The sequence below is a fragment of the Photobacterium sp. DA100 genome (genome assembly GCF_029223585.1).
In the GTDB taxonomy this organism is placed as follows: Bacteria; Pseudomonadota; Gammaproteobacteria; order Enterobacterales; family Vibrionaceae; genus Photobacterium.
Genome location: NZ_CP119423.1, coordinates 582,168 through 598,565, shown reverse-complemented (window position 1 = coordinate 598,565; position 16,398 = coordinate 582,168). Strand labels below are relative to the sequence as shown.

The following is a 16,398-nucleotide window of genomic DNA, read 5'->3' as shown; positions in this document are numbered from 1 at the left end:
AGTGGGCAAAAAAGTAATCGCTTTGCAATATCCCCAAGTAACTTCAAGATACTTGGGGATAAGTTACGCAAAATCGAAGACTTTGCTGGACTTGATAGGCTAACCCATTAATATTGGTGGTACTGTTTTTTGGGGTTCATGAAAGTATGTCTGCTAGCCGTTGGCTGATCCGTTTGCTGTTCATAGGCATCATCTCGTTCAGCACACAAGCAAAAATTTTTACCACGCCAATCCTGGCAGAAGCCAATGAGCTGCTCCAAACCAATCCCGAGCAATCGCTGGCCATTACGACCCGCTACCTCGACCAGCGTCGCTTAAGCGCCCCCAAAGAAACCTCCCGCGTCCATATCAATGATGAAACTGACCACTCGGTAAGAACCCCGCTGAGCACAGTCAATGCCTTGCAGATCCTCGCCAAGGCCCACTCACTGTTGAACCATCCGGACAAAGCGATTGCGGCTATCAAGCAGGCCGAAGATATATCCACCGAGGAAAACCTGACATTCAGCCGGCTTGAGAGCCAGCTGATCCATGCCGATATCTACTGGAGCAACCTGAAAAATAACGCCCGCTCGCTGAAAATGCTCAGCAAAGTAGAAACTGACATCGTCGCCAGCAGCCACCTGATGCTCGACAGCCAGATCAAGCGCCTGCAATACCAGGCATTGATGCAGCGCTCGATCATCGAGTCGGCAACCGATCACGAGAGCGAGGCGGAAAAGGGATTTCTCAAAGCCAAGCGCTTCCTGATCAACCTTGATGATCCCGCCGAGCTGATCCACTACCAGCTGGTGGTCGGCAGGCATTACTTCAAGCATGGCCATTACGATACGGCACTGGATCGCTTGCTCAGTGGCTACTGGCTTGCCGTCGAAAATGATGACCAGGCCCAAACCGCCGTTGCCAACTACGATCTGGCGGTGCTGTTCGAGCAGCGCAAGGTGTTCGACAAAGCCCTGGAGCATGCCACTCAAGCCGGCGAGTTCTTCGAGCATTACGACCGTAGCCGGCCACTTGCCAAGACCCTGGAGCTGATCGCCTCTATCTATGAGCAGCAGGGTCGCTTCAACCTGGCTCTGGTTCACTACTTCAACGCCTTGGATCAGGAAAACCAGCTCAACAGCGATATCCGCTCGGCAAGGCTGCGCCTGAGCATCGCGCGGGTTTACCTGCAGCTCTACAACTACCCGAAATCCGAGCAGTACCTCCACCACACTCGCCTGATAGCCACCCAGACCGGTAACGAGGCAATCATGGCCGAGGCCCAGATTCTGCAAGGCGAGCTCGAGCTGGCCGAGGGCAAGCCCGAGGAGGCGATTACCAACCTGCAGACGGGGCTGATGGCTGCCAGCCGAATCGGCAACCGCGATCTTCAGCTGGAAGGGGAAAACCTTCTGTCACGTGCCTTCGAGCAGCAGAACGATTACTACAACGCCCTGCTGAGCCAGCGCCGTTACGAGCAACTTTTCATCACTAAGCAGCAAGCCCAGGTGAGAAGCAATGTCGAGGTTTTCAAGCAGCAGCAGCGCATGCTTGAGCGTTCGCTGCACCTCGAGGAACTGGAGCGCCAGCAGTTTGAGAGCAGCAAGGCCCTGTACAAGCAGAAGAACGTCACCATCTTCCTGTTCTGCCTCAGCGGCGTGATCTTTATCCTACTGGTAAGACGCCACAAAACCGCCAAGCAACTGCAAGCGCGCCTGCTGCGCCTGCGGACCGATTTCTATACCCACCCGCGCAGCGGGTTGAGAAACTTGCGGATGCTGACTGCCAAACTGCCGAATTCCCTGCAGCAAAGCAGCGCTAACTTCGAGCAATGGCACCTTGGCGAAATCATCAACGAGCCACTGAGCGATCGCCTGCGCTTCGCTCTGTTCGAGGTGCCTTTCCTCAAGCATATCTACCTCAAGCACGGCTACCAGCAGGGGCTGGATCTCGAACGCCAGTTTGGCGAATACCTCAACCAGCAGATTTGTGAACCGGCCAGGCTGTACCACTTCTCCGATGCCATGTTCCTGTACATTGAGCCAAATTCGCGGCTCGACTCGGCACCAGATCAACTGGCAGGCTCACTGCAACAGCTGGTCGACCGCTTCCTCGAGAACAAGCATATCGACAACCGCGTCAGAATTGGTATGGCAGAATATCCTTTCTTGCCTAGGGCATACACCGCCATTAACGACCACGAGCTGCTTGATATCCTCCTGATGGCCACCAATGCCGCCAGGGAGATCAGCAAGCAGGAGTCGGGCAGCCAATGGGTCCACCTCAGTGCCATTGACGCGGCCCCAGCGGCTAGCTTTGCCAGTGACAATATCCGCCGTTCATGTATCCAAGGCATACATAATGGGCTAGTAAAAGTACAAACTTCAGGAAGTTGCGACATTAGCTGGAACAATGATCACGTTTCTGACAAAAATATCAGTTAATCGAATGGAAATATCCGGGAGATGGCCGATAACAATGAATTAGCAGAAGGTTTTTGTTAGCATCGAATTTAGGATCACTTTTTAACTTCCTGATAAGAAACAAGTTTACCACCATGGACCGCGCTGTAACCCTGTGACAGACATAAATGCCGTAGCTTCGCAATTGAGTCAATTGAAACTACGTTTGGATCAAGCTCAACTCTCACACCGTGACGCCTCTTTGAAGTCAAGGCGGGAGCTTACGATCCTAAAACGCCTGATCAGCCGTCTGTCAGTTGCGTGCCGGGGGCTAGACACAGAGTTCGATGAGAAGCTCGCCATGCTGCGCCAAGATCTGGAACAGCAGAAGGACATCAGCCAGCTAATCCCTCGTATCGCGGTGGTTGAACGACTCGCCAACCGGATGGGTGAAACCCAGCCCAAAGAGCGGGAGAAGCTGGACAGACAGTTCCAGCGCAGCAGTGAGATCCTGCGCCGCTTCCCTGGCCTGCCAGCCCAGCTCAAGCGTGACCTTCACCAACTTCTTGCCCAGCCAACGGCATCGCTTTCGAGTTCATTCAACCAAGTCCTCGGCCTGATGTCGCTGTACGAGCGCGCGCTGAAACTGGTGGCCACCAAAGGGCTGCAAAACAACCCTGCAGCCATCCAGCACGATTTGCTGATGAAACTGACCACCGAGTTGCAGAATTTGATCACCGAACTCGACTTCGACGGCGAAGCCGGAGACAAACTGCTGACAATCCGTAACCAATTGCTAAAAGGTGTGGCGCCATCCGCATTGCTGGAAATCGCCCTCGAGGTACTGCGACTGGTAATGGATGGGACTCACCAGGAACGCCATACCTCACAGCAGTTTCTCGATACGGTAAACGGTGAGCTCGGTACCCTGAGCAAGACCACCCAGCAGAGTGCCGAGCAGAGCCATACCATCTATGAGCACCGCGGCGAAATGACCAACGAACTGGCCGAGCTCGCCCAGTCGATTAAAACAGGTCTGCAAACCCATAAACAACTCGATAGCTGGCGCCCAGAGCTGACCCACCTGACCAAGGAACTCCTGGTACTCGCCGAGCGCAACAAGGCGCTGGAGAAAAGGGAAAAAGCCTTGCTGGAGCAGCTCAGCTACAACAAATCAAAAATCGAGCACCTCTACGAGCAGACTCAGGATTACCGCCAGCGACTGAGCGATCAGGAGCAGCGTATCTTCCTCGATAACCTGACCAAGGTCTACAACCGCACGGCACTCAATGAGCGTCTCGAACACGAGTACCGCCGCTGGCTGCGCTACCAGCACCCGCTATGCGTGACGCTGGTCGACATCGACAACTTCAGCTCGGTCAATAAGCACTATGGCCATCAGGCCGGCGATAAGATCCTCAAAATTATCGCCCGTACCATTCGCAAGCAGCTCGAGCCGACCGACTTTATCGGCCGCTTCGGCGATGATGCGTTCATGCTCATTTTGCCCGACGTGAGCGAGGAGCTGCGCAACCAGCGCCTGGCGGCAATCCGCCAGGCCGTCGCCCAGCTGCCATTTCGCTTCCGTGACAGTAACATCACCATCACCGTATCGATGGGGGCTACCCTGTTCGAGAGCAACGATACCCCGGCCAATATCATCGAACGGACTGACAAGGCCCTCTCCGGCGCCCGCAACGCTGGCTGCAACCGGATTTTCTGGATTTTCTGATCTCCGCGTAAATCATCCACCTATCAATGGCTGGTAAAAACGGGCTACTCTGTGTATGGTAACTATATCAGTCACTTAAAATTCACTCACACATAAGGCTGATCTTCAGGAAACAGAGTGTACTCCCAACCGGTTTACTTTCTGCTTCACCCGGCAGTATTCACCGATTCTTCCTAAAATGAATACACCCAGTGGATACCGCCGCCTTGTCATGACCAGGGAGGTAATCATGATCACTCATATCAGTCCGGTAGGTGCGATGGACCTACTGTCCCAACATGAAGTCGACTTGCTCAAAGCAACGGCCTCCAGTGATATCTACCGCCTGTACCGTAACTGCTCGCTGGCGGTACTCAACTCCGGCAGCCATTCCGACAACTCGAAAGAACTGCTGGAAAGGCATAAAAGCTTCGATGTCAATGTGATGCGGCGCGAGCGCGGGATCAAGCTCGAGCTGATGAACCCGCCGGAGCATGCCTTTGTCGACGGCCGGATCATCCGCGGGATCCAGGAACATATGTTTGCCGTACTGCGCGATATCGTGTACGTCAACATGCATGTCCAGCAGCGCAAGGACATCAACCTGACCAGTTCGCCGCACATCACCAACTTTGTCTTCAGCGTCCTGCGCAACGCCCAGACCGTGCGCTCCGGTGAAGATCCCAATATTGTCGTGTGCTGGGGCGGCCACTCCATTAATCCGGTCGAGTACCAGTATACCCGCGAGGTCGGCAACGAGCTGGGGCTGCGCGAACTCAACATCTGTACCGGGTGTGGCCCCGGGGCCATGGAGGGGCCGATGAAAGGGGCCGCCATCGGCCATGCCAAGCAGCGCTTCCCCAACAGCCGCTTTATTGGCCTGACCGAGCCATCCATTATTGCTGCCGAGCCACCCAACCCGATCGTCAACGAGCTGGTCATCTTGCCGGATATCGAGAAGCGCCTGGAAGCCTTCGTTCGGGTCGGCCACGGCATTATTATCTTCCCCGGCGGTGCCGGAACGGCCGAGGAGCTGCTCTATATCCTCGGTATTTTGATGGAACCGAAAAATGCCGACCAGCCGATGCCCGTCGTGCTCACCGGGCCGAAAGAATCCGAGCCCTATTTCCGCACCCTGGACAGCTTCATCCGCGACACCCTGGGCGAGGCGGCAACCCAGCATTACCAGATCATCATCGATGATCCCGAGCAAGTCGCACGGGTGATGAAATCGGCCATGCCGCTGATCAAAGAGCACCGCCTGGCAACCGGCGATGCCTACAGCTACAACTGGTCACTGGAGATCCCGCCGGAATTCCAGCTGCCGTTCGAGCCAACCCATGAGTCCATGGCCAGCCTCGACTTGCACATGTCCCAGCGCCCAGAGCACCTGGCCGCGAACTTGCGCCGCGCTTTCTCGGGTATCGTGGCGGGCAACGTCAAGGAGGAAGGGATCCGTGAAATCGAACGCAAGGGGCGCTTTAAAATTAACGGCGATATCGCCCTGATGAAGCGGATGGACAAGCTGCTTGCCCAGTTTGTCGAGCAGCAGCGGATGAAGCTGCCGGGCACCCGTTACGAGCCCTGCTACGAAATCATCACGGCTTTGCCACCGATAGCGAAATAATCCCAGCCACCTGCCAGATGGCGGTGCACATTCGCAGCAACAATGCGTACAATAAAGGGTCTGTTGACCCTTTTTTCTTTACTGCTACACGGTTTACGCTATGTCGTCTATCCACCTTGTCATTATTGATGCCCTCAATCTGATCCGCCGCGTCCATGCAGCCCAGCATGGTGAGCCCGATGTCCACAACACGGCCAAGGTGTGCTGTCAGGCCCTGGGTAAAATCATCAGCAGCAGTCAGCCGACCCACATTGTCGCGGTGTTTGATCACCACGGCGAAGACCGTGGCTGGCGGGCTGATTTGCTGCCGTACTACAAGGAGGGCCGCAAGCCAATGCCAGAAGAGCTCATGACGGGGATGGACATCATCCAGGACGCCTTCATGGACATGGGGATCGACTCGCTGCTATCCGACGGCGACGAGGCCGATGATCTGGTGGCGACCCTGGCACTGAAAGTCGCCTCCCGCGGCCAGCAGGTGACGATCATCTCTACCGACAAGGGCTATTGCCAACTGCTCCAGCCGACCTTGCGGATCCGCGATTACTTCCAGCAGCGCTGGCTCGATAGCCCATTTGTCGAAAAGGAGTTCGGCGTCAAGCCCGAGCAGCTGCCGGACTACTGGGGACTGGCCGGGATCAGCTCGAGCAAGATCCCGGGCGTGGCGGGAATTGGCCCCAAGGCCGCCGTGGAGCTGCTCAGCCAATACCCTAACCTCGAAGCTATCCTGGCGGCTGACGACCTACCTGCCAAATGGCAGAAGAAGATCGACGCCTGCCGCAGTGAGGCCATTGCCTCCAAGCAGGTTGCATCTCTGAAAACCGACTTGGTACTAGGGTTCAATTTGCAGGATATACGTTATACGGCGGGGAGTTAGCAAAGAGCGTAATACAAAAACACCACCCGAAGGTGGCGTTTCATGACTTTGCCGATAATCAATGCGGCGAGCGGTTATCCAGACGCTGGATATGTACCGTGATTTCCTCACGGTCATGGTACAGGTGCTTGGCCTGCAGCTTGAATTTCACCCCGTTCTGGATCAGGTAGACCTTGAGGTTTTCGATATCCTGCAGTACCTCGTCATAGCGGCCTTTCATCGGTAGCTTGAGGTTGAAGATCGCTTCTTTTGCCCAGCCCTTGATCAGCCAGTCACCCATCAGGTGCGCCACACGGGCCGGCTTTTCGACCATATCGCACACAATCCAGGTGACGTTTTTGCGCGGTGGCTCGAACTTGAAGCCATCGACCATGTGGTGCTTGACCTGCCCGGTGTCCATCAGGCTCTGTGCCATCTGGCCGTTGTCAATGGCATGGACAAACATCGAGCGCTTGACCAGCTGGTAGGTCCAACCGCCTGGACAAGCACCCAAATCGACTCCCCACATACCGGAAGCTAGACGCTCATCCCACTCATCTCGCGGAATAAAGACATGGAATGCTTCTTCTAGCTTCAGAGTTGAGCGGCTCGGCGCATCCGACGGGAACTTAAGACGAGGGATCCCCATGAAGAACGGCGAGTTATTGGTAGTGTAGGAATAACCGACAAAGCAGCAGCCCGGTGCAATGAAACACAGGTGAAGCACTGGCTTTTTCGGGTTGTCCTTGGCATACATCGCACCAGACTTACGCAGCGCCTGACGTAGCGGCACGGTAAACTTGCGGCAGAATTTCAGCAGTTCTTTGGCTTCGTTGGTATCTGGCGTTTCAACCCGCAGATCCCCACAGCGAGGGAAGTCCGCCACCATTTCCATAATCGGCGAGATACGGTCTTCCTGCGGCAGATCTTCAAGCATTGGCATCACCGCAACCATCTGGCGAGCAAAGATCAGCTCGGAAAATGGCTGCTGCTGGATAAACGTATCCGCATCACCCGGCTGGTAGAACTCAAACAATACATAGCCGGTATTGTTTTTCGCGCGAGGAAAGCCATACAACTCCAGTGCATTTGCTTTGTCTTGAACTTCACCGGCACATTCCTTCTCGAAGCCGGGACGGCAGTACAACAGAACTTGATTCACTCTCAACCCTCAAGCTGAACGCCAGGCAGCTACTGCAAGCGCTACCCAGCCTATGATAAAACAGACGCCTCCCATCGGGGTGATGGGGCCAAACCACTTGATACCCGTCAACGCCAGCGCATACAGGCTGCCGCTAAAGAGTATGATCCCTGCCACAAAAAACAGGGCTGCGTATGATACCCCTTTTGACGGAAGAATGCGTGCCAATATTGCACAACCGATAATCGCCAAGGTGTGCCAGGCCTGATACTGGACGCCCGTTTCGAAGACCCCGAGCAGATACGGCGGTAGCTGTGCCTTCAGACCATGGGCAGCAAACGCGCCCAGCGCGACGGTCACCGCCCCGCTCAGTGCCGCAAAGACCAATAGCCAGCGGCTTGCTTTATGCTCCATCCTTTCCCCCTAGGCCGTACACGCGGCAATAAAGCGAGCCAGCATCTTCACCGCCAGCTGGCGGTTGCCTGGCTCGGTATGGCCCGATGCCTTGCGGGGCTTGAAGCTGTGATCGCCGTCAGGCAGGAACGCCACCTCCACACTCGGCGCATAGTGCCAGCCTTCGACTTCGCTGCGGGTACCGAACGTATCGCGCTCGCCCTGCAGGATCAGCGTCGGCAGGGCAACCGCCTGCAGATGCTCGCCGCGAAAATTCTCCGGCTTGCCCGGCGGGTGGAAAGGAAAGCCCAGGCAGGCCACACCTTTCACTTTATCCTGGCAGTTGGCCACATCCGGTGATTCATCAGCAACACCCGTAACGATCAGGCTGGCCATGCGACCGCCCATGGATTTGCCGCCGATCACCAGGTTGCCCTCATGGGCAAATGCGTCGATGTGGCGCTGGAAGTCCAGCAGTAGCTTGGGCTGCCTGTCTGGCGGCCGTTTCTTACCGTCTTCACGGCGCTTGACCATATAGGGGAAATCAAACCGCACCACCCGGATCCCTTTCAGGGCAAGGCCGTTGGCAATCTCAGCCATGAACTCGTGATCCATGCCAGCGCCGGCGCCATGGGCAAACAGGAAGGTCGCGCTGTACGTGCCGCTTGGCGGCATATCTATGATGTACTCAGTCACACTTGTCTCCGACATTGTCCCTGTGGCTCCTACAGCTCGTCTTCCACGTCCGGCATATCTTCCTGCTCGCGGGCAGCCTTGGCCAGCACCCAGTCGCGGAAGACCTGGATCCGGCCGGTTTCAGCCTGACGCTCCTGGCAAACCAGGAAGAAGGCATTCTTGCTCATCAGCACTTCATCGAATGGGCAGACCAGGCGACCGGCCTCCAGCTCAGGCTGTGCCAGTACGTTGTTGCCCAGCGCGATGCCCTGGCCATGTGCCGCCGCCTGCAGCACCATGGTCGAGTGGCTGAAAATAGGCCCCTGGTTGACGTTGGTGCCTTCGATGCCGTGGTGGCGAACATAGTTTTTCCATTCCTTGCGCGAGGTATCATGCAGCAGGGTATGGTTTTTCAGATCCGCCAACGTCCGCAGCGGCTTGGTGCCGTTGAGGAGCATCGGTGAACAGACCGGCAGCAAGAACTCCTGGTACAGCTTATCGGCCCGCAGCCCAGGCCAGTTCCCCCGGCCGTAATAGATAGCGACATCGACATCTTCGGTCAACGAGCCCTCGTCCAGATCCACCGCCTTGATCCGGACGTCAATATCCGGATGCTGCTCATTGAAATCTGCCAAGCGGGGAACCAACCACTGGATAGCAAAACTAGGAGGTAAACTAATGGTTAATGCCCCTTTCGCGCCGCGTTCCAAGACCTTATCTGTGGCATCTGAGATTGCAGAAAAGATGTCTTTTATATCGAGAAAGTAACTCTGGCCCTCTTCAGTTAGCAATAAAGAGCGATTACGACGACGAAATAATTTGAGCCCCAAAAATTCCTCGAGCGCTTTAATCTGGTGGCTTACAGCAGCTTGTGTGACAAATAGCTCTTCCGCTGCACGGGTAAAACTGAGGTTTCTGGCCGCCGCTTCAAAGACTTTCAATGAATTGAGTGGAGGGAGACGTCTAGACATACTTAACCTGCATTAGTTTTTTTTATGGGAAACATTATAAATTGTCCATTGTTCAAGTGCTACATAAACCATATGATTTGCCCCGCAACGGTGAGCAAGGCCAAGTTTTTCGCCCTCAGGCATTTGGCCGACCGCACAGTTGCGATGTTGTGTTTGCATATTGTCCGGGTTATGCCGGATAGGTAGTCAATCTACCAATTTTACTTCCTGTATTTTTGACCTGTCTGTCAAAATTAATTCTTGGCACTGCGCCCCAACGCAGTGCTTTTTTTTTTGCCTCCAGCCAGGCTCTCTTACCCCCGCGCCTTTTGTCCTCCGCCGACAGGCCATAAAAGTGATGAGTTTGGTATAATTGAACCAACCGGAGAAATACTTGCCCTTATGTGTTTTTCACCGCATGATCTCCCCCTTGTCTTTTTTGCTATGTGACACACCATGACTGCCCAATTTGATATCCAGCGTATTCGCCAGCAATTTCCTGCCCTGGCCCAAGAATGCAACGGCCAGCCACTGGTCTATCTCGACAGTGCCGCCACAACCCAAAAACCGCTAGAGGTCATTGAAACAATCCGGCAGTACTACAGTGGCCACAATGCCAATGTCCACCGCGGCAGCCATACCCTAACCGCGTCCGCTACGGCACAGTTCGAGCAGGCAAGAGAGACCGTTCAGCACTTCATCAACGCCGCCGACAGCAAGGAAATAATCTGGACCCGGGGCGCGACCGAAGCCCTCAATCTAATCGCCCAGACCTACGCCCGCAATAACCTGCAGCCAGGGGATGAGATATTGGTCAGCGAGCTCGAGCACCACGCCAATATTGTTCCCTGGCAAATCGTTGCCGAGCAGACCGGGGCCAAAGTGGTCAAAATTCCAATGCGCAGCGACTGCACGCTGGATATGGAGGCATTCGCCCAGCGCTTGACGGGGAAAACCAAGATTGTGGCTGTCGCCCATGTCACCAATGTGACCGGGACCCGCAATCCGGTCGAGACCATTATCCAGGCCGCCCACCGCGCCGGCGCGATCGTCGTGGTTGATGGGGCCCAGGCTGTCGCCCATGAGCACATCGACGTACAAGCGCTCGATGCGGATTTCTATGTCTTCTCAGGCCACAAGATCTTTGCCCCGGCGGGGATCGGCGTGTTGTATGGCAAGCGGGCACTGCTTGAGGCCATGCCGCCATGGCACGGCGGCGGTAAGATGGTGGAGAAAGTGAGCTTTGAGGGCACCACCTTTTCCGCCCTGCCGGGCAAATTCGAAGCCGGCACCCCGAATGTCGCAGGCAGCCTGGCCATGGCCGCGGCCATCAACTGGCTGCAGGGGATAGACCGGGAAGGTGCCGAGCATCACATCCAGGCCCTCCGCCAGCGCGCTATCGAAGGGATCAAGGACATCGAGGATTTGCGCATTATCGGCCTGCAGCCTGAAGCGAGCCTGTTTTCCTTCGTGGTGGATGGCGTCCACCACCAGGACATTGCCACCTTGCTCGACCAACAGGGTGTCGCCCTTCGTGCCGGGCATCACTGCGCCCACCCGATGATGGATGCGCTCGGTGTCAGCGGCACCCTGCGGGTATCTATTGCGCTGTACAATACCCAACAAGATATAGACCAATTTGTTGCCGCGCTGCACAAAGCCTGCAGCCTGCTTTAGGAGAGATTATGACGCTGCCAAGCCACCCTTTTGGGACCGAGATTACCTGTGAGGCGATCATAGAATTGATGGGCCAAGCCAACGGCTGGGAGGACCGCTACCGCAACGTGATCCAGCTGGGCAAGAAGCTGCCAGCGATGCCGGAAGAGTTAAAGCAGGACCAGCTCAAGGTCAGTGGCTGTGAAAGCCAGGTCTGGCTCGTCCACCAGCAGCGGGAAGACGGGACTTTCCATTTCGTGGCCGACTCGGATGCGCGGATCGTCCGCGGCCTGATCACTCTGGTGCTGGCCGCCTTCGAAGGCAAGAATGCCCAGCAAATCGAAGCCTTCGATATCGACGGCTATTTCGAGCAGCTCAACCTTCTCGCCCACCTCAGTCCCTCCCGCGGCAACGGGCTCAAGGCGATAGTGGAGCAGATCAAGGCATTGGCTGAAGGGTAAAACAGTCCCTTATATCAAGCTAACAAGATCAAAAAAGCGAGGCTAAGCCTCGCTTTTCTTTCATCTGATGCGGCCCGAATACTTTATTTCTGCAGGTGCTTATCGACCAGTTTCTGCAAAATACGAGAGACAGCAACAAAACCAAAGGTTGCGGTCACCATGGTCGCAGCACCGAAACCGCTGGCGCAATCCATTCGCTTCGGACCTTCAGCCGTCGATTTCACACCACACACCGAGCCATCAGCCTGTGGGTACTTCAGCTGTTCGGTGGAGAAGACACAGTCAATACCGAACTTGCGCTTAGGGTTTTTCGGGAAGTTGTGGTGACGGCGCAGGGTATCGCGCAGCTTCTTTGCCAGCGGATCCTGGATGGTCTTGGTCAAGTCCGCGATCTGGATCTGGGTCGGATCGATCTGACCGCCCGCGCCACCGGTGGTGATCACTTTCAGCTTGTTGCTTTTGCAGTAGGCCAGCAATGCCGCTTTCGGCTTCATGCTATCGATCGCATCCAACACATAGTCGTAGCGTCCGTCGATGTACTGCGCCACATTCTCCGGGGTAATAAAGTCATCGATCAGGTTGACCTTGCACTCAGGGTTGATCAGCTTGATACGCTCGGCCATGACCTCGATCTTGCTTTGCCCAACCGTGCCTGACATCGCATGGATCTGACGGTTGATATTGGTGACACAGACATCATCCATATCAATCAGGGTCAACTCCCCAATCCCTGAACGCGCCAGTGCCTCTGCAGCCCATGAGCCCACACCGCCAATACCAATTACGCACACATGCGCGGCACGGAAGATTTCCACTTCGCTGTTACCATACAGGCGGCGGGTCCCGCCGAAACGCTGGTTGTAATTGTCTGATGCTGGGGTATCTAGTTCTCGCATGGCTTTTCCGCGCTGATTCACACATTCATAAAGAAAGAGTGCGATTTATACGCACTCTTTGGGAAATTGTCCAGTCAACCGGTTGATATCTATTTACTGGGTCAGCCAAGGCTGCTCGGTTTTCGAGCCCTGGAGGCCCAGCTTCCACACTCGGCCAAAGTGCTTGTAATGGCCGGCGTCCACGCCGGCCTGGGCACCCATGCCATGGTACAAGTCAAGATGGTTTTTCTTCACCGCACCGCCGGTATCCAGTGCCATTAGTAATTTAAGCACATGCTGGCCATTCCACTTTCCGGCCTCGTCAAGCTGGGGAACCTCTGCCAGTAACACACTGCCCATCGGCAGGTAATCACGGTCGGCCGCAACCGACGCATAGGCCTGCAGCGGAATACCCGCCGTTCCCATCACATCCAGGTTGTCCTGCGGCTTGAAGAACACATATGACGGGTTCTGCTCCAGCAGCTCGCGCACCGTCTCCTCGTCCTGCTGGTTTACCCACTCATCAATCGCCTTAAGCGACATCTTCTCACGCGGCACTTCGCCACGTTCGATGAGGATACGGCCAATACTGACGTAGCGGTGGCCGTTCTTGCCCCTGTAGGCGAAATATTGCAGCTCGTCGTTATCATCGAAGTGGACAAAGCCACTGCCCTGCACTTCCATCATGAACAGATCAAGCATCGAGGCACTGTAACCCAGCTCCAGTCCTTTGCCATCAAGAGCCCCGGCATAGATTTCGGCCCGGCTCGGGCATTGGCCATTACACTCAGGCATGCCGTACACCGGGTAGCGGTATACCTCATCCGGCTGATGGCGCAACTCGATCACTGGAGAGAAATATCCGGTAAACATGACGTTGCCGTAACCGTCGCCGCCCCCCATCTGAGCAACTTCAATACCGTAGTTGCCAAGCTCGGACAGCTCGCCGCCATTTGCTACCCAGCTCTCTACCTGACGGTAAAGCGCCTGATACGTTCCCGCCATCGACGGAGAGCGCTCAATCACTTTCTCCATCTGCGCCGAAAAGCGGCTAAAGTCTTTCGGCTTATCCGACGCCACAACCTCAACCTGGTTGAGTACCTGATCAAATTCCCCGTCCAGGTATTGCTGACCACGATCAGTTGGCTTGGCGCATCCCACCAAACCCATAATTAACAGAGCAATCGTTGCTTTTCGAAACACCGTGAATCCTATATTGTCTTGTTTGGAATCCAATTTTTCATCAGTGTAACCAACTGCGGCACTCCCGCCTACCAGTGGTTACTCCCAGCAACTATTTTTCCTGATCTTTTTCCTACCTGTGTCAGCAATTTGTCTGAATTGCCTCGCATTCCGCACCCATATGCCACACCTGTCATATTTGTGTCACAGTAGTCATGTAACTAATAAAAACGTAACAAAAACGTCATTTTAAACAGCAAGGAAGCGCCATATGCACCCACCTCTCAAAGTCGGTAAAGACACACTCTTGAACATCAATTCAATTGAATACCAATGGATACGGAACCTGGTCAGCGAGGGCAATCCCCCCCAGCAAATCAATGCGGCTATCCAACGCTGTTTGGGCGGAAGTCCTGCTACCGCAGATATCATGAGGCAAGTTGCGCTCAGGCAAATCCCGGTCAACCAGTTGCTGCGGGAGTTGCCCAAAGCGGCAATCAACTAATGGGTTTGTTCGATTAGAAGGGTCTGGCGAGCAAAAGAAGAAGTATAGTGCGCCGGGCTCTGGCGAATTAGCCGGCCGGAGACAAAAGAATAAGAATAGCGCGTCTCGCCCTTCAGGTATTCCAGCTTGCTGCCATCCCATTGATACTGGGTATTGACCTGGCGGCCACCGACAAACACACCCTCCGGTCGGATTTCAAACCGATCGGCGGCATAAGGGGCGACATCCTGCTCGACCCACACCCCGTAGATATTGGGCAAGTTGTTCTCTTGCGCTACCGCATTATCAAACAGGCCTGCCAGGAGTAGCCCCAGTGCCACCGCGCCGGTTGCGGCAATAGCCATGGCCGAACTGATCCGGCGATGGGTGAACAAGGATGTTTTTTGCTTAATGGTCATAACTCTTCAAACATAGCGCTTTTCCCCGCCAATATAACTTAATGCCAACCATTTTCGGCAGTTATCTATTGGCCAAGATAAATAACGGGATCTTCTCCCCAAAAATCACCCGGGCGTTACGAAGTAATCGCCCCCCTAGATTGAATTTTTATTGACACAAAACGCATAATCATCAATAACATCACTATTACCTCGTCATTTCGTACGTTCATTGCCCAGCCGGCAACACAGCTACAAGGAAAGCCAGCCGTGAAGTTCAGAAGTACCGCCTTGGTCAAAGGGTTCCGCCAGTCGGCCCCATACCTCAACGCCCACATTGGCAAAACCATTGTCATCATGGTCGGCGGGGAAGCCATCGCCCATGAAAACTTTCCCCATATCGTCAATGATATCGCCCTGCTCAACAGCCTCGGGCTGCGCATCGTGATGGTATATGGCGCCAGGCCGCAGATCTCCGGCCTGGCCAAGCAGATGAATTACAAGACCCCCTATCACAAAGGGATCCGGGTCACGGACGAGCGGGCCCTGGAAATCGCCAAGCAAGCGGCGGGGCAGCTGCAGCTGGATATTACGGCCAGGTTTTCAATGGGGCTGAATAATACCCCGATGGCCGGCTCACAGATTAACATCGTCAGCGGCAATTTCGTCATTGCCCAGCCGCTGGGGGTTGATGACGGGGTGGATTATGCCCATAGCGGGCGGATCCGGCGGATAGATACCGAGGCCATCCACCGCCAGCTCGACCAGCGTGCCATTGTCCTGCTGGGCCCGATAGCCAGCTCGGTCACCGGTGAGTGTTTCAACCTGACCTCGGAAGAAATTGCGACCCAGCTGGCCATCAAGCTCAATGCCGACAAGCTGATTGGCTTTTGCTCCGAGCAAGGGGTGCTCGACGCCGAGGGAGGGGTTGTTTCTGAAATGCTGCCGATCGAGGCCGAGTACGCCCTGCAACGCCTGATCGAACTGCAACAGCAAGAGCGCGGCACCGGCCGCTTCCTCCGTGGTGCCATCACGGCCTGCCGGGCCGGGGTTCCCCGCAGCCACCTGATCAGCTACAAAGAAGATGGCGCGTTGATCCAGGAGCTGTTTTCACTCGATGGTATCGGCACCCAAATCGTGATGGAGAGCGCCGAGCAGGTCCGCCAGGCCACGATTGACGATATCGGCGGGATCCTAGAGCTGATCCGGCCGCTGGAGCAAGACGGGATCCTGGTCCGCCGCTCGCGAGAGCAGCTCGAGCAGGAAGTAGAGCAGTTTACCATTATCGAACGCGACGGGCTGATCATCGGCTGTGCCGCCCTCTACCCGTTCCCGGACGAACGGATGGCCGAAATGGCCTGTGTCGCCGTCCACCGTGACTTCCGCGACGGCGACCGCGGTGCCTTGCTGCTGAGCCAGCTCAAACTGCAGGCCAAGCGGATGGGGCTGGCCCACTTGTTTGTCCTCACCACCCGCAGCCTGCACTGGTTCCGCGAGCAGGGCTTCAGCGAGTCCAGTGTCGACAGTTTGCCGGTGGCAAAAAAGGCGCTGTACAACTTCCAGCGCCGTTCCAAGATTCTGATCCTCGACTTGTAGGCGATAATC

General features: G+C 55.5%; 15 protein-coding genes. 8 read left to right on the top strand and 7 right to left on the bottom strand.

Annotated elements, in window-relative coordinates; translation table 11 throughout:
- The first annotated feature begins 146 nt into the window (after positions 1-146).
- The 4 genes from PTW35_RS03035 to xni all read left to right on the top strand — a co-directional run bounded on the left by PTW35_RS03035 (position 147) and on the right by xni (position 6,599).
- Positions 147-2,426 (top strand): GGDEF domain-containing protein, encoded by a 2,280-nt coding sequence (locus tag PTW35_RS03035; RefSeq protein ID WP_281026482.1) that lies wholly within the window; start codon positions 147-149, stop codon positions 2,424-2,426.
- A gap of 172 nt (positions 2,427-2,598) precedes the next feature.
- Positions 2,599-4,116, top strand: coding sequence for a GGDEF domain-containing protein (locus tag PTW35_RS03030; RefSeq protein ID WP_281026481.1), 1,518 nt, complete (start codon positions 2,599-2,601; stop codon positions 4,114-4,116).
- 229 nt (positions 4,117-4,345) lie between these two features.
- A complete protein-coding gene (gene ppnN / locus PTW35_RS03025; protein WP_281026480.1) occupies positions 4,346-5,722 on the top strand; it encodes a nucleotide 5'-monophosphate nucleosidase PpnN in 1,377 nt (458 codons plus the stop codon).
- Between the two features lie 100 nt (positions 5,723-5,822).
- The gene (xni, locus tag PTW35_RS03020) at positions 5,823-6,599 is read left to right on the top strand and encodes a flap endonuclease Xni (RefSeq protein WP_281026479.1); all 777 of its coding nucleotides are present in this window, start codon (positions 5,823-5,825) and stop codon (positions 6,597-6,599) included.
- A gap of 58 nt (positions 6,600-6,657) precedes the next feature.
- Here xni and rlmM read toward each other — a convergent pair whose 3' ends face one another.
- From rlmM to PTW35_RS03000, 4 genes are read right to left on the bottom strand one after another with little or no spacing between them, the layout of a single operon-like run.
- The gene (gene rlmM, locus PTW35_RS03015) at positions 6,658-7,740 is read right to left on the bottom strand and encodes a 23S rRNA (cytidine(2498)-2'-O)-methyltransferase RlmM (protein ID WP_281026478.1); all 1,083 of its coding nucleotides are present in this window, start codon (positions 7,738-7,740) and stop codon (positions 6,658-6,660) included.
- Positions 7,741-7,749: 9 nt separating this feature from the next.
- Positions 7,750-8,133 (bottom strand): DUF423 domain-containing protein, encoded by a 384-nt coding sequence (locus PTW35_RS03010; protein WP_281026477.1) that lies wholly within the window; start codon positions 8,131-8,133, stop codon positions 7,750-7,752.
- Positions 8,134-8,142: 9 nt separating this feature from the next.
- Entirely contained in the window at positions 8,143-8,823 is a 681-nt protein-coding gene (locus PTW35_RS03005) for an alpha/beta family hydrolase (RefSeq protein WP_281026476.1), read from the bottom strand.
- A gap of 14 nt (positions 8,824-8,837) precedes the next feature.
- Positions 8,838-9,758, bottom strand: a complete 921-nt coding sequence (locus PTW35_RS03000; RefSeq protein ID WP_044622573.1) for a transcriptional regulator GcvA — start codon at positions 9,756-9,758, stop codon at positions 8,838-8,840.
- A gap of 435 nt (positions 9,759-10,193) precedes the next feature.
- On the opposite strand from PTW35_RS03000, the gene csdA reads away from it, so the two are divergent.
- Entirely contained in the window at positions 10,194-11,414 is a 1,221-nt protein-coding gene (gene csdA, locus PTW35_RS02995; protein WP_281026475.1) for a cysteine desulfurase CsdA, read from the top strand.
- Positions 11,415-11,422: 8 nt separating this feature from the next.
- Complete coding sequence (gene csdE / locus PTW35_RS02990) at positions 11,423-11,854, top strand: cysteine desulfurase sulfur acceptor subunit CsdE (protein WP_044622571.1); 432 nt, start codon at positions 11,423-11,425, stop codon at positions 11,852-11,854.
- An 83-nt stretch (positions 11,855-11,937) separates the two neighbouring features.
- Here csdE and tcdA read toward each other — a convergent pair whose 3' ends face one another.
- The gene (gene tcdA, locus PTW35_RS02985; RefSeq protein WP_281026474.1) at positions 11,938-12,750 is read right to left on the bottom strand and encodes a tRNA cyclic N6-threonylcarbamoyladenosine(37) synthase TcdA; all 813 of its coding nucleotides are present in this window, start codon (positions 12,748-12,750) and stop codon (positions 11,938-11,940) included.
- A 93-nt stretch (positions 12,751-12,843) separates the two neighbouring features.
- Positions 12,844-13,932 carry a murein transglycosylase A gene (gene mltA, locus PTW35_RS02980; RefSeq protein ID WP_281026473.1) on the bottom strand — a complete coding sequence of 363 codons (1,089 nt, stop codon included), beginning with the start codon at positions 13,930-13,932 and terminating at the stop codon, positions 12,844-12,846.
- A gap of 250 nt (positions 13,933-14,182) precedes the next feature.
- Between mltA and PTW35_RS02975 the strand changes: the two genes are divergently transcribed.
- Positions 14,183-14,416 carry a hypothetical protein gene (locus tag PTW35_RS02975; protein WP_044622569.1) on the top strand — a complete coding sequence of 78 codons (234 nt, stop codon included), beginning with the start codon at positions 14,183-14,185 and terminating at the stop codon, positions 14,414-14,416.
- Here PTW35_RS02975 and PTW35_RS02970 read toward each other — a convergent pair.
- The gene (locus PTW35_RS02970; RefSeq protein ID WP_281026472.1) at positions 14,413-14,814 is read right to left on the bottom strand and encodes a DUF2850 domain-containing protein; all 402 of its coding nucleotides are present in this window, start codon (positions 14,812-14,814) and stop codon (positions 14,413-14,415) included. The two genes, PTW35_RS02975 and PTW35_RS02970, sit on opposite strands and share 4 nt — an antisense overlap.
- A gap of 249 nt (positions 14,815-15,063) precedes the next feature.
- Between PTW35_RS02970 and argA the strand changes: the two genes are divergently transcribed.
- A complete protein-coding gene (gene argA / locus PTW35_RS02965) occupies positions 15,064-16,389 on the top strand; it encodes an amino-acid N-acetyltransferase (RefSeq protein ID WP_281026471.1) in 1,326 nt (441 codons plus the stop codon).
- Positions 16,390-16,398: the final 9 nt, after the last annotated feature.